Source organism: Clostridium sp. 29_15, from assembly GCF_001916075.1.
Taxonomy (GTDB): Bacteria; Bacillota; Clostridia; order Clostridiales; family Clostridiaceae; genus Clostridium; species Clostridium lentum.
The window spans coordinates 83,354-104,611 of record NZ_MNRT01000035.1; the positions used below are offsets into that span (position 1 = coordinate 83,354).

General features: G+C 28.4%; 24 protein-coding genes. 4 read left to right on the top strand and 20 right to left on the bottom strand.

Annotated elements, in window-relative coordinates; translation table 11 throughout:
• Window positions 1-37 precede the first annotated feature (37 nt).
• From BHW04_RS07840 to BHW04_RS07865, 6 genes are all read right to left on the bottom strand, one after another.
• Window positions 38-1,060 (bottom strand): bifunctional adenosylcobinamide kinase/adenosylcobinamide-phosphate guanylyltransferase, encoded by a 1,023-nt coding sequence (locus BHW04_RS07840; RefSeq protein ID WP_022212406.1) that lies wholly within the window; start codon window positions 1,058-1,060, stop codon window positions 38-40.
• Complete coding sequence (locus BHW04_RS07845; protein ID WP_022212405.1) at window positions 1,057-1,827, bottom strand: adenosylcobinamide-GDP ribazoletransferase; 771 nt, start codon at window positions 1,825-1,827, stop codon at window positions 1,057-1,059. The genes BHW04_RS07840 and BHW04_RS07845 overlap by 4 nt, the downstream gene beginning before the upstream one ends.
• 39 nt (window positions 1,828-1,866) lie before the next feature.
• Window positions 1,867-2,388, bottom strand: coding sequence for a bifunctional adenosylcobinamide kinase/adenosylcobinamide-phosphate guanylyltransferase (locus tag BHW04_RS07850; RefSeq protein ID WP_302699336.1), 522 nt, complete (start codon window positions 2,386-2,388; stop codon window positions 1,867-1,869).
• A gap of 118 nt (window positions 2,389-2,506) precedes the next feature.
• Window positions 2,507-3,571, bottom strand: coding sequence for a nicotinate-nucleotide--dimethylbenzimidazole phosphoribosyltransferase (gene cobT / locus BHW04_RS07855; protein ID WP_302699337.1), 1,065 nt, complete (start codon window positions 3,569-3,571; stop codon window positions 2,507-2,509).
• Between the two features lie 73 nt (window positions 3,572-3,644).
• On the bottom strand, window positions 3,645-4,058 hold the full coding sequence (locus BHW04_RS07860; RefSeq protein WP_022212402.1) for a hypothetical protein: 414 nt from the start codon (window positions 4,056-4,058) through the stop codon (window positions 3,645-3,647).
• Window positions 4,059-4,081: 23 nt separating this feature from the next.
• Window positions 4,082-4,414 carry a hypothetical protein gene (locus BHW04_RS07865; protein ID WP_022212401.1) on the bottom strand — a complete coding sequence of 111 codons (333 nt, stop codon included), beginning with the start codon at window positions 4,412-4,414 and terminating at the stop codon, window positions 4,082-4,084.
• 158 nt (window positions 4,415-4,572) lie between these two features.
• On the opposite strand from BHW04_RS07865, the gene BHW04_RS07870 reads away from it, so the two are divergent.
• Entirely contained in the window at window positions 4,573-5,445 is an 873-nt protein-coding gene (locus BHW04_RS07870; protein WP_302699338.1) for a S66 peptidase family protein, read from the top strand.
• Here BHW04_RS07870 and BHW04_RS07875 read toward each other — a convergent pair.
• From BHW04_RS07875 to BHW04_RS07915, 9 genes are all read right to left on the bottom strand, one after another.
• Window positions 5,442-6,401, bottom strand: coding sequence for a M28 family metallopeptidase (locus BHW04_RS07875; protein ID WP_022212399.1), 960 nt, complete (start codon window positions 6,399-6,401; stop codon window positions 5,442-5,444). The genes BHW04_RS07870 and BHW04_RS07875 overlap by 4 nt on opposite strands.
• A gap of 78 nt (window positions 6,402-6,479) precedes the next feature.
• Complete coding sequence (locus BHW04_RS07880) at window positions 6,480-6,731, bottom strand: hypothetical protein (RefSeq protein ID WP_022212398.1); 252 nt, start codon at window positions 6,729-6,731, stop codon at window positions 6,480-6,482.
• 375 nt (window positions 6,732-7,106) lie between these two features.
• The gene (gene mgsA / locus BHW04_RS07885; RefSeq protein ID WP_022212397.1) at window positions 7,107-7,478 is read right to left on the bottom strand and encodes a methylglyoxal synthase; all 372 of its coding nucleotides are present in this window, start codon (window positions 7,476-7,478) and stop codon (window positions 7,107-7,109) included.
• A 41-nt stretch (window positions 7,479-7,519) separates the two neighbouring features.
• Entirely contained in the window at window positions 7,520-8,296 is a 777-nt protein-coding gene (locus tag BHW04_RS07890; protein ID WP_302699339.1) for a tetratricopeptide repeat protein, read from the bottom strand.
• A 52-nt stretch (window positions 8,297-8,348) separates the two neighbouring features.
• Window positions 8,349-9,221: a DMT family transporter gene (locus BHW04_RS07895; RefSeq protein ID WP_302699340.1), complete on the bottom strand. Its 873-nt coding sequence runs from the start codon at window positions 9,219-9,221 to the stop codon at window positions 8,349-8,351.
• 307 nt (window positions 9,222-9,528) lie between these two features.
• Window positions 9,529-10,509: a hypothetical protein gene (locus tag BHW04_RS07900; protein ID WP_302699341.1), complete on the bottom strand. Its 981-nt coding sequence runs from the start codon at window positions 10,507-10,509 to the stop codon at window positions 9,529-9,531.
• A gap of 20 nt (window positions 10,510-10,529) precedes the next feature.
• Window positions 10,530-11,108: a TetR/AcrR family transcriptional regulator gene (locus tag BHW04_RS07905; RefSeq protein WP_302699342.1), complete on the bottom strand. Its 579-nt coding sequence runs from the start codon at window positions 11,106-11,108 to the stop codon at window positions 10,530-10,532.
• Between the two features lie 72 nt (window positions 11,109-11,180).
• A complete protein-coding gene (locus BHW04_RS07910; RefSeq protein WP_302699343.1) occupies window positions 11,181-11,918 on the bottom strand; it encodes a DeoR/GlpR family DNA-binding transcription regulator in 738 nt (245 codons plus the stop codon).
• Window positions 11,919-11,934: 16 nt separating this feature from the next.
• The gene (locus BHW04_RS07915) at window positions 11,935-15,183 is read right to left on the bottom strand and encodes a DEAD/DEAH box helicase (protein ID WP_302699344.1); all 3,249 of its coding nucleotides are present in this window, start codon (window positions 15,181-15,183) and stop codon (window positions 11,935-11,937) included.
• Between the two features lie 165 nt (window positions 15,184-15,348).
• Here BHW04_RS07915 and BHW04_RS07920 point away from each other — a divergent pair, with 165 nt between their 5' ends.
• The gene (locus tag BHW04_RS07920) at window positions 15,349-15,777 is read left to right on the top strand and encodes a tetratricopeptide repeat protein (protein WP_022212389.1); all 429 of its coding nucleotides are present in this window, start codon (window positions 15,349-15,351) and stop codon (window positions 15,775-15,777) included.
• Window positions 15,778-15,812: 35 nt separating this feature from the next.
• Here the strand turns inward: BHW04_RS07920 and BHW04_RS07925 are convergent, their stop codons facing one another.
• On the bottom strand, window positions 15,813-16,424 hold the full coding sequence (locus BHW04_RS07925) for a DNA-3-methyladenine glycosylase (protein ID WP_302699345.1): 612 nt from the start codon (window positions 16,422-16,424) through the stop codon (window positions 15,813-15,815).
• Between the two features lie 150 nt (window positions 16,425-16,574).
• Here BHW04_RS07925 and BHW04_RS07930 point away from each other — a divergent pair, with 150 nt between their 5' ends.
• Together BHW04_RS07930 and BHW04_RS07935 are read left to right on the top strand one after the other, a co-directional pair.
• A complete protein-coding gene (locus BHW04_RS07930) occupies window positions 16,575-17,351 on the top strand; it encodes a J domain-containing protein (protein WP_302699346.1) in 777 nt (258 codons plus the stop codon).
• Window positions 17,352-17,371: 20 nt separating this feature from the next.
• Entirely contained in the window at window positions 17,372-18,280 is a 909-nt protein-coding gene (locus BHW04_RS07935; protein WP_302699347.1) for a DUF5685 family protein, read from the top strand.
• A 38-nt stretch (window positions 18,281-18,318) separates the two neighbouring features.
• Here BHW04_RS07935 and BHW04_RS07940 read toward each other — a convergent pair whose 3' ends face one another.
• The 4 genes from BHW04_RS07940 to BHW04_RS07955 form a co-directional block, all read right to left on the bottom strand.
• Window positions 18,319-19,110 (bottom strand): hypothetical protein, encoded by a 792-nt coding sequence (locus BHW04_RS07940; RefSeq protein WP_186835267.1) that lies wholly within the window; start codon window positions 19,108-19,110, stop codon window positions 18,319-18,321.
• 143 nt (window positions 19,111-19,253) lie between these two features.
• Window positions 19,254-19,526 (bottom strand): hypothetical protein, encoded by a 273-nt coding sequence (locus tag BHW04_RS07945; protein WP_302699348.1) that lies wholly within the window; start codon window positions 19,524-19,526, stop codon window positions 19,254-19,256.
• Window positions 19,527-19,662: 136 nt separating this feature from the next.
• Complete coding sequence (gene dapG / locus BHW04_RS07950) at window positions 19,663-20,871, bottom strand: aspartate kinase (RefSeq protein ID WP_022212383.1); 1,209 nt, start codon at window positions 20,869-20,871, stop codon at window positions 19,663-19,665.
• A 17-nt stretch (window positions 20,872-20,888) separates the two neighbouring features.
• Window positions 20,889-21,197 carry a YlmC/YmxH family sporulation protein gene (locus tag BHW04_RS07955; RefSeq protein ID WP_186835268.1) on the bottom strand — a complete coding sequence of 103 codons (309 nt, stop codon included), beginning with the start codon at window positions 21,195-21,197 and terminating at the stop codon, window positions 20,889-20,891.
• Window positions 21,198-21,258: the final 61 nt, after the last annotated feature.

The following is a 21,258-nucleotide window of genomic DNA, read 5'->3' on the forward strand; positions in this document are numbered from 1 at the left end:
TGAAACCATTTCTAAAATCTATATGAATCTTTTTTTATTATTTTATTTCTCTTATAACATGTGTTTTCTTATTATTAATCCAGCTATTTTTATCAATTTCAATAAAATAGCCTTGTCCATTTTTAACTTGCCAATTATAAAAGTCCTCATGTGGACTAGAATACTTGTCTAAAATAGCCATTATTGTACCGCCATGAACAATCAAGGCAACACATTCTTCACCTAACGATTGATTTATTATTTCTTCAAAGCACTTCTGACATCTTGTGATAAACTCTTCACGCCTTTCACCATTTGGTATATTGAAAGTTCCACCACTAGCCAACCATCTTTGATAATTAAGGTCATCTTTTAACTGATCATAATTCTTATTTTCAAAATCACCAAAGTTTGTTTCCTTTAAATCATCTTTTATTATGATTTCTGCTTTAGGATATATCATCTTAGCCGATTCCACACATCTCTTCATTGGACTTGAGTATACTTTATAAGCTCTTGGATAAATTTCTTTTGATATAGCATCAAATAATGAATATATACCATTTAGAGAAAGACTTTCATCTGTAACACCTATATATTTTTTATTTTTATTACCTTCAGTTATACCATGACGAATTAATGCAACACTTAAAGTTGAACTGAAATTTGTCTTTTCATTTCTCTCATCATGTGTATTTTCTTTTTTTATAATTACAGGTACACCAGCCATTACTCTGATAACAATGGCTGCTTTCTTAGCAATATTTGTACATGCCCTTCCTGTTTCTTCTCTCCAAATTCTTTCTTCTTTATCTAAAGGGACAATTCCACAACCAATTTCATCACTAATTATGATAATATCATTATTTTTTTCCAATAGTGCTTCAACAAAAGAAAGTATATTAATATTATCATTTAAAAGCCTTCTACATAATAAATGGAAATTGTATAATACCCTTTTATTTATATTATTGTAATCACATTCTTCACCATTACAAACATCCTCTTTAGTCAGATTATTCTTATCCAATACATATTTAAGCTTTCCTTGTGCTGTTCCGCCTATTACAAACTCTATCATGGTGTTCCTCCAAAAATAACTACAGCTATTAATAGTATAAATTCTAATATTTGCAAGAAATATCCAGCTAAGTCACCAGTTATTCCTTCAAATTCATTATACGACATTTTCTTATACTTAACAAAACATAAAATTGTCAAAATTATTGTACCAATGGCCAATAATCTATTTATAAATAGCATTATAACAAAAATAATCCCAATGTAAACAAACATACATTTCTTTACCACTTGTCTTTCAGCTGCATTGGAAAACATATATGCAAGACCACTATTTTTCGAACATTTAAATGTAACAATTGCAAATGCACTAAAAGCTCTTGATAGCATAAATACTAGAGCAATAAAAATTATATTATCTATTGTTATATTAACTTCTGTCCAAAAAGAAAATACTGCAATGAAATATACAACACAATATATTAAAGCAAAGGCTCCAATATGAGGATCCTTTAAAATTTCCAACTTTTTTTCTCTACTTTGATGTGAACTTCTAGCATCTACTGTATCACAAAATCCATCAATATGTATTCCACCAGTAATAATTACTGGTATAATAGTAGCAATACCAGCAAATAAAATACTACCTATTGCTAAAAATTTAGCTAAGTACATCCATGCAGCCATTATTATTCCTATTACAAGTCCCACCAATGGGAAAAAGCACATGGCATATTTCATATTTTCCTTTTTCCAATCAATATTAGGCATAGGAATTTTAGAGTACATAGAAAATGTAATTATCATTGATTCTAAAATATTTTTCATCTTTAATCACCTACAATTTCTAAACTTCTATAAGAAGAATTATTTTATTCTTACTTCTATTCCATAAACTATCTCTATAACTTCATCGGCCATAATTGATAACTCTTTATTTATTATAGCTAAATTTTTAATATAATCTTCTGTATCTAAATCATATTTATTCCCATCAGAAAAAATTTCATTACTTACAATAACCAAATTTTCACATTTACCTTTTAATATTCTAATTCCTCTTATAATTTCTGCTACAGCATTTTCTCTACATCTATTTTTATTATACATTTCATTAGCTAATAAATTAGAAATACATTCTAACAGAATTGTACTATCCTTAGTAATATCCTTACTTTTTATGGAGTCTAAACCATAAGGGCATTCTATTGTATGAAATCCCTTTTCTATTCTCATTTCTCTATGTCTTGCTATCTTTTTATGACATTCATCATCATAGGGCATCATTGTAGCAATATATATTAATGAACCTTTTTTTCGAGACATACTTATATTTTCAGCATATTCTGATTTTCCACTGGCTGCCCCACCAGTAACTAATGTAAGCATAAAACTACCTCCTTTAAAAGAATTTAACTATACAGTATTTTTATTTACAAGCTAATTAAATCAGAAACCCCTAATAAAGAAGTTTCTGATTCTTTGCTAAAAACTATATAATTATAAATTAACTTAATGGTTTGTATTTATCAATATTTATTTCTTCAAAGGTGCTCATATTTTTATACACTGTCATGGCCATATCTAATAATGGCATTACCGCTACAGCACCTGTACCTTCTCCTAAACACATATTGCAATCTATAAATGGCTTTAAATTCAATTCTTCCATAATTGCAATTGCGGCAGGTTCTTTTGATAAATGAGATGGTATGATATATCCTTTAACTTTTGGACAAATCTTCACAGCCACTAAAGCTGCCACTGCAGAAATAAATCCATCAATGACTATAGGAATATTTAATGCTGCTCCACCAATAAATACACCCACAAGTCCTGCAATATCAAGGCCTCCAACTTTACTTAAAACATCAATCGGATCTTCCTTTTCTGGATTATTAATTTCGATGGCTTTCTTTATTGAATTTATCTTCTTATCTAAACCACTTGATGATAACCCTGCTCCTCTTCCTGTTACCTCTTCCACATTTCTATCTAAAAGAACAGCTGCAATTGCGCTGCTAGTAGTTGTATTACCAATACCCATTTCACCGGTAGCAATTATTCCATATCCTTTATCCTTTAAATCTTTAACTATTTTAATACCACATTCAACAGCTTCTATAGCCGTATATTTTGTCATTGCAGGCTCTTTAGTCATATTCTTAGTACCATACATCAACTTTTTTTCTATTAGACCATCAATATACATATCTTTTGCTATGCCTATATCAACAGGTATTACATCTACATTTACACACTTTGCCATATTATTAACAGATGTCTCGCCATTAACCATATTTGCAGCTACAATTGCTGTAACTTCCTGTCCTGTCTGTGTTACTCCTTCTTCAACTACCCCATTATCAGCACACATCACTACAACAGCTCGCTTTTTAAGATTTACATTGGGGTTCCTTGTTATTCCAGCTATCTTAATAACTACTTCTTCTAATAGACCTAAACCATTAAGCGGCTTTGCTATATTATTCCAACGTTTTTCTGACACTTTCATAGCATCTATATCTAGTTCCTTAATTACTGATAACATATCTTTTAAATAAACTGACATCCTACCTCACCTTTTTATAATCATTACATTTATCTATGAAATTACTTGCAAAGGCAATATTGAAATAATAATGCTACTCAACTTGAGTTAATAATCTTTTCATTACATCCTTAACTTTAGGCATTCCTAACTCTTCTTGCGCTATGACAATAACTGCCTTTATATCATTATCTGATGAATCCATTTTATATGCTGCAAACTTCATTATTACATCATCATCAAGGAATTCTTCTATTTCTACTGCAATTTCTTCTGTAAGAGCCATATACTCTTCAAATAAAATGTCTTCATCTAATTCACTTAAATTAAATTCTTCACTTAACTCTTCATTTAACAAATCAATGTTCATACTTAAATTGAAAGCAACTATATCTTCTCTCTTAGAGCCTTTACTCATATCTTTTATTACTTTAAATTCAGTATTATCCTCAATTAATTTTTTCATATCCATGCTGTCTACAACTCTATTTCCAAATGCTATATACATTAAACTATCTCCTATATTTTTTATTATTTCATTGTTATATTGTTTGTCTTTGGGAATAATCCTTCAAAGAATTTATCAAATCCATCATCACATAATTCAATATTCTCATTATCATTTACATAGAAATTATTCATAGTTCCTACTATTAAATCAAATTTCTTTAAATTGCTTTCTTCTAATAATACATTATATAAATATGCTAAATGATTTTGCATATAAACTTGCATTTCTTTTACTTCTTCATCAGTAAGCTTTCCTTCTTCTTGTAATTTCTTTACTGGTCCATTTTTAAATATAAAATATGTACTTGCTTTAGTAATATTTTTTATATATTCTTGTAAAATTTTTCCTTCCATTATTACAACACCTCATACACTTAATTTTTCACTCATACAGTATATCATATTTACATAACTAATATCAAAATATGGTGATTTTTAATAATATTATCTATAAATTTAGCAAATCTATGCTTATAATATAATAAATAAGTATAAATAAAGGAGATGTTTATTTGAATTCATTATTAAAAACTAATGACTATATTGGACTTGTAGCTAATTCTAATGGTATTGATATAGCAAATAAAGATAAAATCGATACTTTAATAGCATGTCTTAAAGAGCTTGGATTAAATCCCCTTCTTTCATCTATATTTTATAAAAAGCAAGGAGCATTTAATGGTACTGGGCAGGAAAGAGCTGATGTACTCAATACATATTTTAATGACCCTAACATCAAGGCTATCTTTGACCTTTCTGGTGGAGATCTTTCTAATGAAACACTAGATTACATCGATTTTCAAACTATATCAGATAATCCTAAGCCTTTTTTTGGCTATAGTGATTTATCAACACTATTAAATGCCATAAATACTAAATCTCATATAGCTACTTATCATTATCAATTAAGACACCTTATAGGTAGAAACTCTCTTGAACAAAAAGAATACTTTTTAAATAGCTTTATGAAGTCTAATATGCCTAAATTTAAATATGAATTTATTCGTGGTTCACAAATGGAAGGTATTGTTATTGGAGGTAATATACGTTGTTTCCTTAAGCTTATGGGCACCAAATATCAACCTGACTTTAATAATAAAATCTTATTCCTTGAAAGTTTAAGTGGAGATTGTGCAAAGATGGCAACATTTCTTAGACAATATAAGCAAATAGGTGCCTTTGATAATCTTAATGGAATCATACTTGGAACCTTCACTGAAATGGAAAAAGAAAAATATAAACCTACCATTGAAGAAATGATTATTTCTTTAGTAGATTCCTCTATTCCTATAGCTAAATCTTTGGAACTAGGCCATGGTGAAGATTGTAAATGTATTATAATTGGCAATCATTATTCATTAAAAAAACAAAAACTGGAAGTTTAATTTCCAGTTTTTATTTCATTCATATCATAAAAATTTTCAGATATAAACTTAAATAGTACTTCACTTAATTTTTCCAAATCACTATAATCTATGTTATCAAGATTATCATTATTAGTATGAACAATATCTATTATATTATCATCACCAAGGACAAGTGATGGGTATCCATACATTCTAAATATTTGATGATCACTGGTTCCTCTGAGAACACCATTTTTAGTTGCATAAATATTATCATTATATGCAACTCCTTCTTCATTAAACAGTTCTCTCATAGCACTATATAATTTCTCAGATTTTACATCATTATTTCCCATTGCTAATTCCATACAATTTTTTGCACCAACACAATCAATATTTATATTATAGCATTTGTTATATTTCTTATTATATTTTTTCATAAATTCATTACTTCCATTTAAACCTGTTTCTTCAGCATTATAGGCAACAATTACAATATCATCTTTAAAAACTTTTTTCTTGGCTTCTACATTTAGTTTTCTAGCAGTTTCTAAAATTACGCTTATACCTGACGCATTATCAATAGCTCCCATTAATTTCTGTCCATTATCACCTACAATATGATCAAAATGTGCTGTTAAAAATACAGCATTTTCTCCTTCAGTTCCTTTTATAACACCTACCACATTATTAATAGCGAAATTCTCCTTACCTCGATATCTCAATCCTGTTTCATTATAAAAGCTTTTTCCATCAAATATATCCAATTCTATTTCTGTAAAATAATCTTTTATATACTCAGCAGCCTTTATATTTTCATCTGTTGCTACTACTCTACCTCTATATTCATCTGAGCATAATGTTTCCATTATCTTTTGAACATTTTCTGTACTTTCAACTTCATACTGTTCTTTATTAATTAATGCCTCAGCACCAATATTACTTAATATAAATATTAGCACTGATAGTAAAACTTTAATTACTATTTTTTTCATTTATCAACTTTCCCTTTACAATAAATATAAAATTTTAAATGACATAAAACTTTTAATTCTATGTCATTTAACATTCAACTACCTTCTTAATAAATATACTCCTAGAGCACCTAATGCCATTCCAACTCCTAAATACATTAAGGGTTTGGAATCAAATTGCATCATATTTCTAATATTAAATCCTTCATCTTCCTGCTCATCATTTTCATAATCATAATTATCATCACAGCAAAATATACACTCTTCCTTATCATGAATTTTCGGTCTTTTCACTCTTCTCATAATTGCATTTAATTCTTTTTCAAGATTTATTCCTGTACTTAAATTCATTAATTATCACCTCAAAGTTATTATAAACATTTTATTTAAGTATTACTCTCCATATCTTATTCTATTTAATATATTTTTTTTATTTTTCTTAAATCTAATTGTTACACTAATTTTTTTATTGCTTATTCTCATTTACGAGTATTTTATTTAAGACTTTATATGGTATAAATTTTTAAATCATATCTGCTTTTTCATATTAAGTCTAATGCAATATATGATTATAAGAATGAGTAACAACTAGTATATATTTACCTCTTCATAAAAATCTAACAGTTACTTTTTATTATTACTTATACTTATTTACGAGTATTTTATTTAAGTTTATATAAAAAATATTAATACCCTCTTCATAATAGAAGAGGGTATTAATATTTTTTATAATTTTATGTTAATTGCATCTAATAAAAGCTGAGCTGATTCCACATTAGTTGCTAGTGGTACCTTATATACATCACATAACCTTAAAAGTGCCATAATGTCAGGTTCATGTGGCTGTGATGTTAGAGGATCTCTTAAAAAGATTATCATGTCTACATTGTGATCTGCCACTAAAGCACCTATTTGTTGATCTCCTCCTAAAGGTCCACTCTTATATCTATAAATTTGTAAATTCGTATTTTCCATTACTCTAAGACCAGTTGTTCCTGTAGAAACCAATTCAACTTTCTTTAAAATACTTTCATTCTTTTTTGCAAATTGAATCATTTCTTCTTTTTTCTTATCATGTGCTATTAAAGCTATTCTCATTTTCTCATCCTCCATATTCCCTATTTACCTATATACTATCATTATTTGCTATTTAATTCATCTATTATTTTTTTTACATCTTTATATCTAGGATCATATTGATAAACTATATTGAAATATTCATAAGCATCTTCCTTATGTCCCATAATCTTAAAACATCTTGCTAAATTATAATAAACATCAACACTGCCTTCATCTAAATCTATCGCTCTTTCATAATTTTCTAAAGCTTTTTCATAATTCTTATTAGCCATATGATATTCTGCTATACCAATATATACACTACCTATATTTGCATCTAAATTTAGAGCATCTTCAAAATCTGTCATTGCCTCACTAGATTTATGTAAATATTTAAGCTTAATCCAACCTACATTTGCCTTTATATGTGCTGCATCTGAACTACTTAATGTATTTGAACTAAGCACTTTTTCTGCTCTTGCTATCCCTTCTTCATATCTTCCAAGTTTAATATCTATATCTGTAAGATATGCTACTACAAAAAAACTATTAGGATTACTATCTAATATTTCTATAAAGACTTTCTTACTTTCTTCATATCTTTCTAAATAAAATAAAGCTTCACCTTTTAAGCTTTTAGCATAATTAACATTAATAATATTCTTTTCTAGAGCCTCATTTATTTCTTCTATTGCTCCCTCATAATCCTCTAATGCCATTAAAGCATCAGCTACATAAACATGTATTTCTGGATTTTTACTATTTTCTAATTCTTCCATGGCATAAGCAAGAGCTGTTGCTGCATCTTCCTCTAATCTTTCTGCGTATCCCCATAAAAATTCTTCTCTTATTTTCATTTATAAATTCCTCCTAATTAATCGAAGTGATTAAACTTCATAACTATTTCTCCTATGCTCTTTCTTTATCTAATTTTCTATTATATAAATACATATATAATGACGCTCCAAAAATTACTACGTATCCTATTATACTCATATAATCTGGTAATACTCCAAAGATTACAAAGCTAATTATAGCTGAGAAAATTATATTGGAATAATCAAAAATTGAAATTTCTTTTGATGGTGCATATTTATATGCTAAAGTAATTCCAAATTGCCCTACAGTAGCAAATATTCCAGCAAATATCAAGTACATAAACTGCATAATTCCCATAGGTTTATATACAGCTATCATAAATGGTGCTATTACTATTAAAGAAAAGGTTGAAAAATAGAATACAATAGTATAATGCTTTTCCTTTCCTCCCAAAAATCTTAAACATGTGTAGGCTGCCGCTGCACATATTGCTCCTAATACTCCCACCATCGCTGGAACTACTGCCATATTAAATTCTGGCCTAATGATAAATAAAGCTCCTATAAAGGCAATTATTATGGAAATCAACTGTCTTGAATTTATTTTTTCCTTTAAGAATAATGCTGAAAAAATAATAACAAGAAATGGGCTTAACTTATTAAGCATATTTGCATCTGATAAGACAAGATTATCAATAGCATAAAAATTAAATATTATACCTAAAGTTCCAAAAGCTGATCTTGTTATTAATATATTCTGGTTCTCTCTTTTACCAAAGAAACTCTGCTTATGTTTGATAATAAAAAACATTGCTACAAAACAAGAAACCAGATTTCTAAAAAATGTTTTCTGAAATGATGGTAAATCACCTGCTAATTTTACAAAGGCAGACATCATAGCAAATCCAAAGGCAGAAATTATAATTAAAATTATTCCTTTGCTTCTATTTCCTATCTTATCCATATTGTATATTCTCCTTATAAATTTTTTAATATAATTTAGAATAACATAATTAATTTATAAATTCTACTTAAAAGCTATCTATATGCCCTTATCACATTTCTTATCACTATAATATTTCCTTAATCCTTCAAAAGTTGCTTTTTTTCCTGAAGTTATACACTTTTCAACATACTCTTTCAATACATAAATACTCATTTAAATCACCTCTGAATTTATTTATATTCATATATATGTATCTATAATTATGTAAATGACAAAAAAAGAAATCAGCAAAAATTAATTTTTACTGATTTCTTTATTTAAGATATTAAACCGATTCTAAAATTTTAATCTGCCTCTGTCTCAAACCTATTTTCTTATTAATTATCCATGAGAAAGCAACAAGTAATAAAAACGTAATTCTAAAGTTTGTTAATAAGGAGAATACTGAGAATATTAATGATAATTTATATAATGCCTTTGACTTATTTCTTATTATTATATACTTCATAACAAATGAAAGTGAATCTTTTATAATGAAGTAAAAGAATATTACTTCTACTGACATAATAACTACTCTTAAATAATCCATTGTTATTTCTATATTATAAGCTTTAATAAATTCTACTATGGCTACATATACTATAGAAAATCTATACGCTTCTTTACTACAACATAAAAATGCACCATATTTATTAAATTGCTTTATTATGTTAAATTTTCTTTTAGTATTTTTATCTAATATCCTTAGTTTATTTCCTAAAAACATAGCTCCTAAATAGACCGCAATCACTGTTCCTACTGGTATGGTTGCAATACTTAAATAAATAACCAATGATGAATAATACTCTGGTAATATTATATTAGGATTATATGTACTTACTGCCATTATTACAGTTTGTAGAATTTCTTCTGAATCTTTAATGAGACTGTACCCTGTAAGTGTTGAAAAATATATATCCACAAATATTATTATAAAAGTGGCAAGTACTGATGACAATAATAAATCATCAAAAATACTGCTATCCTTACTAATAAATAATGTACATATAAATCCAATTATCATACCTTGTGCCATCCAAACTGCTGCTATAACATTACCTAATACAAAAAAAACAATTGTCAATGAAGTAATGCTCATAAATAATGCTTGCTTTCTGTCAAGCTTAAAAAATACAATACAAATATATATAGGTACTATTACGTCTAGAAATAAGGTACATGCAATACCCGTACTAATGGCTATTACACTTAACAAAATAAATATAGCTGAGAAAACAGCTGAATAAGTAATATTTTTTGTATTCATAAATATTATCTCTTTCTTAATTATACTCTTTTATCAATATTATCTATTGCAAAATTAACATATTCCATAAATCTATCTACTATATGGTTTTCTGAATATTGATCATCATATAAAATTTCATATAGAGCTGAAGAAAATAATATTCCTACAAAGCAACATCCCATAACCTCCAATGCTTCTTTATCTGCTTTTCCCTTAGTTATATCATTTATTCTATTGGAATTTATATTTACAAGTCTTCTAAGTTCTTGTCTCATTTCTTGATGCCTATTCTTATCTCCCCATATTTGACTCATTATTACTCTAAAGAATTCTTTATTCTTATAAACATATCTTAACTGTACTTTAGCTGATATTTTTAACTTTTCAAGAGGATCACCAATTTCCTTTATGGCGTCAAGCACTTCACTCTTAATTACTTTCATTCCTTCATCTATGACAAATTTAAAAATTTCCTCTTTACCCTTAAAATTATAATATAATGTTCCTTTTGCTACTCCTGCTTCTGAAGCTATTTCATCCACTGTGGCACTATCATATCCCTCTATAGAAAACACCTTTATTGCTGCATTAAATATTGCCTTTTTTGTTTTATTCATTTCTTCCTCCCTTTTCTCCATACGCTTTCTTTAAATATCTTCATAAATAGCAGCGACAAACTATTGCTACTACTATACTTTTAATATTTCACTTGTATACTTTTCACAGTTTTCTTTATTAGTAATTATTATTACATCTTCCATTTTACAAAAAGTTATAAAGCTACTTTCATCAAATTTACTTTTATCTGCAAGTAAATATGCCTTGTTACATTTCTTTATTGCTTCTTTCTTTACCATGGCTTCATTAGCATCTGGAGTAGTACAACCATTTTCTACACTTACTCCATTAGCTCCAAAAAAGCCTTTAGTAAAATTATAGCTTTCAAGGTCATCTACAGCCTTTACACCTACAATAGCTTCTGTAACACCTTTTATTTCTCCACCTAAGATAAAAGTTTTTATATTCATATCAACTAATTTTTTAGCATGGGCAATTCCATTAGTAACTACGGTAATATCTTTATTCTTTAAATAATCAATCATATGTTCTGTGGTTGTTCCAGCATCTATATATATATAGTCTCCATCTTCAACCATTTTAGAAGCAAACTTTGCTATTTCACTTTTTTCACTTTTATTTATTTTCTGCCTAAAAATAACCTTATAATCATTCCTAAAGTAATCATCGCCAATGGCTATTGCTCCTCCATGGACCTTTTTTAACTTTCCTTCCTTATCAAGCATTTGGAGGTCTCTTCTAATAGTTGATTCAGAGGCACCAATTTCATCTATAAGTTCTGTCAAAGTTACCATAGAATTAATTTTCAACTTTTCTAAAATTATTTTCTTTCTCTCTTCAACTAGCATTTTTCTTCCTTCCTCTTTATAAGAACAATTCCTTTATTTCATCTTCACTTAATGTTCCAAGTAGACTTCCATCCTTATAATCTCCATTCATTATTTCTCCAATTACTTCTTTTTTATCCTCTTGTAACTTAAGTATCTTTTCTTCAATAGTCCCTTTTGCAATAAGTTTTATTACTTCAACATTACTTTTTTGCCCAAATCTATGAGCTCTATCTGTTGCTTGATCTTCTATAGCTGGATTCCACCATGGATCAAAATGAATTACCATATCTGCGGATGTTAAATTAAGTCCTGTACCTCCAGCTTTTAAAGATATTAGAAAAACACTTACATCATTCCTACTATTAAAATCATTAACAAGCTTTATTCTTTCTTGTGCTTTTGTTGATCCATCTAGATAATAATAATTTATCTTATTTTCATTTAATGTCTTTTTTATACTATCCAATACCGATGTAAATTGCGAGAATAAAAGTATCTTTCTTTCTGCATTAATGGCTTCACTAACAATTGAAACTGCTGTATCTATTTTACTACTTCCGCCATTATACCCTTCAACTATAACAGATGGATCTAAACATAACTGCCTTAGCTTTGTTAAATATGAAAATATAGTTATCTTATCCTTAGTAATATCCTTATCATTCATCTTTTCCTTTATATCGGCAATATAAGATGAATAAACCTTCTTCTGCTCTTCATTCATTTCCACATAATATTTCTTTTCTATCTTATCTGGTAATTCCAACATAACATTTTTCTTAAGTCTTCTTAAAACAAAAGGTTGTATCATTTTCTTAAGCGCTACAGTACCTTCTCTAGTTCCAACAAATCTTTCCTGGAACCGATTTTTATTATAAAGGTACCCTGGCATTACAAAGTCAAAAATTGACCATAATTCTAAGAGATTATTTTCTATTGGTGTACCTGTAAGGGCAAATTTAACTTTAGCTTTTATTTCTTTTACAATTTCACTGCTTATAGATTGAGAATTTTTTATATGTTGTGCTTCATCTATTATACAATAATCAAACTCCTTGCCATCATACCATTCATAATCATTCTTAAGTGTTCCATATGTTGTGAGTATAACATCATAGGAAGATATATTTTCCATAATTTCAACTCTCTCTTCTTTATTTCCATGCAATACAGCAACATTCATTGATGGTGCAAAATTTTCAAACTCACTTTTCCAATTATAAATTAATGATGTTGGTGTCACTATAAGTGATTTTTTATGGTTATCCTGTTCTGAAAGCAAGAATGTTATGGTTTGAATTGTTTTTCCAAGTCCCATTTCATCTGCTAAAATCCCACCAAATTCATAATGACTTAAATTTTTAAACCAATTATATCCAGTTATTTGATAATCTCTAAGCTTAGCATTCAATTCTGTTGGAATATTATAATTAACTTCCTCAATAGTCTTAAGCTTATTAGAAATATGTGATACAATTTCCTTGCCATCTATATAGGACATATTTCCACTTTCTATTGCTTCATTTATAAATGCTGCTCTATTTCTATGAACTCTAATTCTATTATCATCTATTCTATTATCTAAAGCTAATATTTCAGCCAAAGTAAAAAAATCTTTCACCTTTTCATCAGTAAAGTTGACAAATGAATCATTCTTCAATTTATAAAACTTTCTTTTTTCTTTAAAAGCTCTCAAAATATCTGCAAACTCTGATTTATCAATTTCCTCCACTTCAAAGGTAAACTCTAGGAAATTGCTATTACCATCTTTCTTTATAGATCCTTTCATAGATGTAGCTCCATAAATCTTCCTATCTTTAAACCTATCAGAATAAAATACCTCTGCACATTCTTTCACATCTTTTAAATCACTTAAAAAAAATTCATATAAATTCTCATCATTACCATTAAAGATAAATTTTCCTTTATCTCTATAAAATTTATGTCCATTTAAAACATTTTCAATATGTTGTTCTTTATTTAAATTTCTTATTATATATTGTTCATTATTTGGCCCATTAGCAAGATTGAAAGACTCTTCACCATAATTCATCTTTACATCAGCCCAAGTGCTTTTCTTATCTCTATCAAAAAATATCTCTATCTTTAAATCTTCTTTTACTATATTTTTCTTTAGGTTATCATCAAGATTAACCTCTTTTGTAATTATATCTAAAGCAGGAATTATCTTAGTAAATACATCTTTCTTCTTTTCACCTTTAAATGATAATTTTTCATTATCCTTTAATGCTGAGTAAAATAATTTATATTTTTGAGCCTGCTTTTTTGATGGTAGATATACTACATCATCGTAAATATACACATCTCCTTTATATGTAAGCGGCTTTGGAAGGTTATTTGCTATGGTTAAATTAATACTGTTATCGCTTTCTTCCAAATTAAACATTAGTGGCATATCTTCTTTCTTTATCTGTATCTTTTTTTCTTCATCTTTCTCCATAAATATTATTTTCTTATGAGATAAGCATTCTAAAAATCTTCTTAATGTCTGTGATGGTATTAATAACATCTTATTTTTAGAAATTAGTCCACTGCTCGTTCTTCCATAAGAAGGACCACTGCCTAATGCTTCATTTAACCCTGCATATTCTTCAATAAAATCAATAATTCTTTCATCTTCCTCTGAAAAGTAATGTCTTTTTGGATCATAAATGAAATTCTTACCATAAATTAATTTTTCCTCATTTATTTTTGCTTTCACAAACTCAGGAATATTTTTCATTACATAAAGATGATTACTACCTATTTTAAAATCTGCTTCAAAAAAAGGTTCGCCTCTAAAATAGCTTTTCTTTTCTAAAGAAACCTCTATATTTAACATTTCTTTTTCATTATCATCTTCATCTAACTGTTCTAACAGTTTTTTGCTATAATCCATATCTATTTTCCTAGGATTTAAGCCTTGATCTCTACTATCTTCTTTAAGCCTTTCTTCTAGGATATCTATAAATCTATAAAATGTGGCAGCTACGTGCTTACATATATAATTTTCATTAAAATCAGCATTATTTCTATAATCAAGGCATTCACATTCTGTATATATTAACTTTAAATTCTTTATGTCTATAGAAATATTAATACTATACATTTCTCTGCTTTCACTAGACATAACCTTACCATAAATATCTAAAGAGTCATACTGTGGGTCTACCATAGATTTAACTTGATGTACTAACCCTTCATTTACAGATCTTCGTCCCCTTGGGAGCCTATTTTTTATATCATGACTTGTCATTAAACTATTTAACTCTCTAATATTCACTGCTCCACCTCACGCTTTTAATAAATTAACTATTATATTATATACCATGTTTTTCTTTTATTAAACATTATTATTTATTAAGTAAGTTGTTAACTTATTTTCTCTTGTATATAATTAAATATAACTACATAAAATTGTAATATACCTTAAGGAGATGATTTATCCATGGAAACTAGTAAAAGTTATGATGAAAATATATTTAATGAAATACTTAGTCTTATAAATAAAAATAAAGCATCTTTAGCAGAAGAAAAACTTAATTCCATTGCTGAAAAAAATGCTATGTGGAATTACCTTTATGGGCTTATACTATTTAATAAATCATGGTATGATAGTGCCCTATCCTACTTTAATAACGCTATATCATTAGATCCATCCAATGTATTTATTAAGGAATCCTATGTTAATCTTATGGCAAGGCATAGACATTATTCTGATGATTACTATAGTAGTGGCTACAGAAGACGAAATCGTGGTTGCTCTTGTTGTTGCTGTGATGACTGTTGTTGCAATTATGAAATAAGCTGTTGTGATCTTATATGCTTAGACCAATGTTGTGAATGTATGGGTGGAGATTTTATTAACTGTATATAAAAAAGTACTGCCAAATAATCCTGGCAGTACTTTTCTTATTTTTTAGATACATATACGTTATTTTTTATATAAAATCTCCATGGAAAATTGATAGCTTCTTCAGCATAATCTATTCCAACTCTTGTGGTTTCAACTATGTCTATTTCTTCCTTATTTCCTTCTTCAATATATAAAGTACTTTCTTCGTATAACCTATGATAATTTTCCTTCTTTGTAATATTAAGTGCCATGCATAATTTAGCAGGTCCATTGGTAAGACTCTTTTTTTGTGTTTTACTTAATTTATCATACTTCTTCTTTAATCTTATTTCTGCTAAATACTCAAAATTATCCAGAGGTTCCACTGCTCTTATAAGTACTCCTGATGCTACATCTTCTTTGTCACTTATGACATTAAAGCAATGATATAATCCATAAATAAAATAGACGTATGATATACCTCCGCTATGAAAAAGTGGCTCTGTACGTTCTGTCCTTCTACCATTGTAAGCATGTGAAGCCTTATCAATATCTCCAATATAACTTTCTGTTTCTACAATTTTACACTTTATAACTTTACCATCTACTTTTCTCACTAAGACTTTTCCTAATAATTTTTTAGCTACAGTTATGGCATCTTCTTCATAAAACTCTTTTGGTAATATCATCTTTTCCTCCTAAATGTATCTTTCTTATTAGTATTTTAACTTACTATTCAAAATATTATAACTTATTATTGGCTATTATAACTAAGCACTCATTTACCATATTTAGAATATACTATACTGAATTATCAAATCTTTAAGGAGATTTATTTAATGAATCCATATAAAATTTTAGGCATTCCGCCTACAGCATCAAAGGATGAAATAGAAAATGCTTATGAAAGAATCGTAGATACTTATCAAATTGATAATGCTGATTCTGATGATTATTATTTGATGGAAGATAAAATTTCTGAAGCTAATGAAGCATATAACACACTTATCAATGACTTAAAGTATAAAGAGATTAGAAGTCTCATTGAAAATGAACAATTTATTTCTGCTGAAACAGAATTAAATTTAATTTCTGATAAGAATAATGCTGAATGGAATTATTTAAAGGGTTTTGTCATGTTAAAGAAAGGTTGGGTACAATCTGGAGTAAATCATTTAAAGACTGCTGCTGAATTAAACCCAACAAATCCTGAATATAAAGAAACCATGGCTATTTTATCAAGAAAGATCAACACCATAAAGCAAAATTATGCTAGAGCTGCTGCCGCTGCCAATATTAAAGCTAATCAAAATAATATGAACATGTGTGGTGGAAATAATGGCGGTGGTAACGGCATGTGCGGAGATATGGGTAATTTAGGAAATATGATGGGTGGAGGGAATCCTTTAGCAAATATGATGGGCGGCAATGCTAATCCAATGGGTAATAATCCAGCTGGTGGTGCAGTTCCAAATGGAGGAATGGCTCAAAATCCTACTGGTGGTAATGCAATGAATGGCAATCCTTTCCAAAACATGCTACTTCAAAGCCTATTCTCAGGAGGAAATAATGGTGCTATGAACATGTGCGGCAACAGTGGTGGAAAAATGTGTTAAGTAAGGTGGCTAGTAAATAAATGTTTGGTTATATTACACCACTATACAATGAGTTAAAGCTTGGAGATTACTATTATTTTAAAAGCTATTACTGTGGTCTTTGTAATACCATAAAAGAAAACTTTGGCAATCTTCCTCGATTAACCTTAAATTATGATTTAACCTTCATTGGTTTCCTTTTAGATGGGCTAAGCAATGAACCTATCAATACTAAATCAATTCATTGTCTTAAACATTTAACAACTAAAACTGTAATCTGTCAACCTACAAATGCATTAAATTATATTTCTGCCGTTAATATAATCATTTCCACCTTAAAGCTTAAAGATGATATAGTAGATGATGGAAGTATTAAAGGTAGACTATTTTATACACTTTTTATTCCAGCTGATAAGAAGGCCAAAAATCATTTAAAATCACTTTTTTCCATTATTGATGAAAATATGACCATCTTATCTGAGTATGAAAAAAATCTTAATTTTACATCATTAGATGAGGTATGTCATCCCTTCAGCGTAATAATTGCCTCCATCCTAAGTCTATATCCATATAGTTTTCCAGATGACAATGCTAAAATACGAGAAGCTCTCTATAATCTTGGCTACTCAATTGGAAAATGGATTTATCTAATGGATGCCTTAGATGATTGGCATGATGATTTAGATAATGATAAATTTAATCCACTAAATACCATATATAATGGAAATAGCATTCCTTTTGAAGATATTATAAATTTAGTAATTGAAGATATTGACTTTATCATTTTTAGCTGCTTAAATAACTGTAGCGAATATATTAAGGCTCTTCCTTTTAAAAAACATTATCCAATTATTGAAAATGTTATTGACCTTGGAATGCCTAAATCGTATTATGCTGTAATATTTAAGCTTAAAGAATTATTAAATTTAAAAGAAACTAGTGTCACATAAAGTTAGACACTAGTTTCTTTTAAATTTAATATGTTTTTTTATTTTTCATAAATAACAATATCTCTCATACTATCTTCTTTTATAACATCATCTTCTATATCATATACATTAGTGATAGTAACCTTCTTAACTTCTCCCTTTAACTCATCAGCCCTTGCCATAAAGTAAGTTTTTACTTTCTTATCAAGTTTAACTTCTTCTAACATAGGTGTTTTGTATTGTCCCTCCGTTGTTTCTACTACAACTTCACATAAATTTCCTTCCTTACCAAAGCTATATGCTTCTGAACTATTATTTGATATATCAGCCCTTAAAATATATCCATCTACTAGCTTTATGATTTTTGATAAATATATATTAAGCTTTCCTGAAACTATTTCTGGAGCTTCAACATTAATACACTCTATTACTCCATCTGGTGAAACAGCCCATCCATCGTCTTCTTTTATCATGGCATAAGTATATGTGTATGGAACTTCTTTTCCCTCTTCCATAATTGCCATATTTACCACTGCTTTTTCTATGTTTTCATCTATAGCTTCAATACTTTCAGTTTCAGACTTAGTAATTTGAGCATTTTTTCTATTGGCTTCTAACATCTTTACTACTGTGCCACTACTATAGCCTACCGAATCTAAATATACATCAGAATATAATGAAACCATGTTTTCTATGTCATTTGCTTTATTATATTCATTAAATAAGTTTATTACCTCTTCGGCACTTTCAGCTCTAACTGGTGTCACATCTTTTGTAGTACATCCTGTGAAAAGGGTAGCAATGATTCCTGTTGATACTAATCCCACAACTAATCTTTTGGTAAATTTCATATTATTCTCCTTTACGTATATATTTTCCTTTATTAAGCATAACATAAATAACTCTATTTTTCAGCATTGACTTAAAAAAAAGATAATGTTTACAAATTATTTATTTTATGATTGAAGCCTTCATTCTCTGAAGGCTTCAACTTCTATATAGATCTTATATAAAATCCCTTATTATATATATCCTTATCATACTTTATCTCAATACCATTACATATTTTTTCATATTCCTTATGTACTACAAAAGTTATTCCATCTACTGATTCTTCAATATCATTTTCACCTTTGAAATCTACATATATTTCATATGCTGGCTTTCCACACCCAATGAAAGGATTAACTCTTATATAATTCTCATTACTATTTTTTATCATTTCCTCTAATGCATTTTTAGCTTTTTTATCAAAAATTATCTTCAAAAAAACATCTCCTTTGTCTATAATATATATTTATTATATACTATAGACAATATTTTAGCATTAGGAACTTTTCATATTTTATAAAAAGTCCCTAATACCAAGATATCCTTTTATATTTTTCCATTGATGTTAATAATTAATGGACTTTTGATAAACCAAACTCTTCATGTAAAAGATTTATGGCAATTTCAATATCCTTAGTATAGATAAGGCACCATATAGTCATATTAGAATCTGTTGTCTGTAATACTTCAATATTATTATTTTGCAGCACATTTATTATCCTAGCCATAATACCAGGTACCCCTGTCATTCCTGCTCCCACTATAGCTATTGTGCTACATTCCTCAATTATGCTATATTTAATTCCCACCAGTTCTAGTATACTACATACATTTTCCTTTTCTGATTTATCTACTGTAAAAAATTGATGTGCTGGAAAGATGTTGATAAGATCTAAACTTATATGATTCTTTGCAAGTATTTCTAATAAATTTTGATAGACCTTTATATTGCTATTTTCTGATAACCTTATCCTCACTTGAATTCTGTTATTAAGATAAGTTATACCTGTAATATATCTTCTTTCATTACCTATGGTATTATTACTTACTAATGTCCCCTTTGATTCACCCATGGTATTTTTTATAAATAGAGGAATATTGCCCTTCTTTGCTAAGTCTATAGCTTTAGGATGTATTACTTTAGCTCCTTGATCTGCCAATTGAAAAACTTCATTATACGTTATTTCATCAATAAGTGAAGCATCTTCAACTATTCTTGGATCTGCTGTCATAATCCCATCCACATCAGTATATATTTCTATTTCTTTTGCATTTACAGCATTACCTAGAATACATGCTGTAGTATCGCTTCCCCCTCTACCTAAAGTAGTAAAATATCCATCTTTAGTTATTCCTTGAAAACCTGTAACAACAGGAACCTTTCCTTCTCTTACCACTGATAGTAATCTATCTATATCAATGCTTATATACTCAGCCTCGCAGAAATTATCATCAGTAATTATTCCAGCTTGTCCTCCTGTTAATGGTACTGCTTGAATTCCTTCATTATATAAAGCATTTGCTACTACAACAGAGCTTATAATTTCACCGCAGCACATCAAGAGATCTTTGGAATTTCTATTGGATTCCTTAAATTTATCATCTATAAGAGTCAATAAAGTATCAGTGGCATATGGTTGTCCTTTTCGCCCCATAGCAGATACAACCACTATAGGTGTAAACCCATTATCAATTGCCTCCTTTACTTTAACCGCTACCTGTTTTCGCCTGTCCTCTGTAGATACAGATGTACCTCCAAACTTTTGTACTATTATATTCAAGGAAATCTCCTCCTTAGCTAAGCTTTAGCTCTTTTAATTTTTCCTTCTTCTGCGGAGATTACTATTACGTTAGCACCAATTTTAGTAACGCATTCCCAAGGTATTTCTACAAATTCCCTGCTACCTCCAAAAAAGCTTAACTTATTACTGCTAACACCTACAACCAAGAATTTTAAGCATCCTTCTTCATCTATTATAAAGTCAATATTTTGAGAACTATCATATTTTTCTGCACATTCTAAATTAAATATTTCAAATTTCTCCAAATCACTAATAAGTTTTTCGGAACTATCTGCCTTTTTTTCATAATATTCAAAATCTTTCATAAACGAATTACCTCCTTACTTTTCATAAAATTTTATGCTAAAAGGAGGTAATTTATTACCT

Bases quoted from the DNA above. Each gene is read 5' to 3' on its own strand.
- BHW04_RS07925 (WP_302699345.1), bottom strand. From the start codon at position 16,424: ATGATATTACCAAAAGAGTTTTATGAAGAAGATGCCATAACTGTAGCT.
- BHW04_RS07910 (WP_302699343.1), bottom strand. From the start codon at position 11,918: ATGCTAGTTGAAGAGAGAAAGAAAATAATTTTAGAAAAGTTGAAAATT.
- BHW04_RS07940 (WP_186835267.1), bottom strand. From the start codon at position 19,110: ATGAAATTTACCAAAAGATTAGTTGTGGGATTAGTATCAACAGGAATC.
- BHW04_RS07905 (WP_302699342.1), bottom strand. From the start codon at position 11,108: ATGAATAAAACAAAAAAGGCAATATTTAATGCAGCAATAAAGGTGTTT.
- BHW04_RS07875 (WP_022212399.1), bottom strand. From the start codon at position 6,401: ATGAAAAAAATAGTAATTAAAGTTTTACTATCAGTGCTAATATTTATA.
- BHW04_RS07840 (WP_022212406.1), bottom strand. From the start codon at position 1,060: ATGATAGAGTTTGTAATAGGCGGAACAGCACAAGGAAAGCTTAAATAT.
- BHW04_RS07845 (WP_022212405.1), bottom strand. From the start codon at position 1,827: ATGAAAAATATTTTAGAATCAATGATAATTACATTTTCTATGTACTCT.
- BHW04_RS07900 (WP_302699341.1), bottom strand. From the start codon at position 10,509: ATGAATACAAAAAATATTACTTATTCAGCTGTTTTCTCAGCTATATTT.
- BHW04_RS07860 (WP_022212402.1), bottom strand. From the start codon at position 4,058: ATGTATATAGCATTTGGAAATAGAGTTGTAGACAGCATGGATATGAAA.
- BHW04_RS07865 (WP_022212401.1), bottom strand. From the start codon at position 4,414: ATGGAAGGAAAAATTTTACAAGAATATATAAAAAATATTACTAAAGCA.
- BHW04_RS07850 (WP_302699336.1), bottom strand. From the start codon at position 2,388: ATGCTTACATTAGTTACTGGTGGGGCAGCCAGTGGAAAATCAGAATAT.
- BHW04_RS07890 (WP_302699339.1), bottom strand. From the start codon at position 8,296: ATGAAAATAAGAGAAGAATTTTTATGGGGATACGCAGAAAGATTAGAG.
- BHW04_RS07930 (WP_302699346.1), top strand. From the start codon at position 16,575: ATGAATCCATATAAAATTTTAGGCATTCCGCCTACAGCATCAAAGGAT.
- BHW04_RS07920 (WP_022212389.1), top strand. From the start codon at position 15,349: ATGGAAACTAGTAAAAGTTATGATGAAAATATATTTAATGAAATACTT.
- BHW04_RS07935 (WP_302699347.1), top strand. From the start codon at position 17,372: ATGTTTGGTTATATTACACCACTATACAATGAGTTAAAGCTTGGAGAT.
- mgsA (WP_022212397.1), bottom strand. From the start codon at position 7,478: ATGAGAATAGCTTTAATAGCACATGATAAGAAAAAAGAAGAAATGATT.
- cobT (WP_302699337.1), bottom strand. From the start codon at position 3,571: ATGTCAGTTTATTTAAAAGATATGTTATCAGTAATTAAGGAACTAGAT.
- BHW04_RS07895 (WP_302699340.1), bottom strand. From the start codon at position 9,221: ATGGATAAGATAGGAAATAGAAGCAAAGGAATAATTTTAATTATAATT.
- BHW04_RS07955 (WP_186835268.1), bottom strand. From the start codon at position 21,197: ATGAAAGATTTTGAATATTATGAAAAAAAGGCAGATAGTTCCGAAAAA.
- BHW04_RS07880 (WP_022212398.1), bottom strand. From the start codon at position 6,731: ATGAATTTAAGTACAGGAATAAATCTTGAAAAAGAATTAAATGCAATT.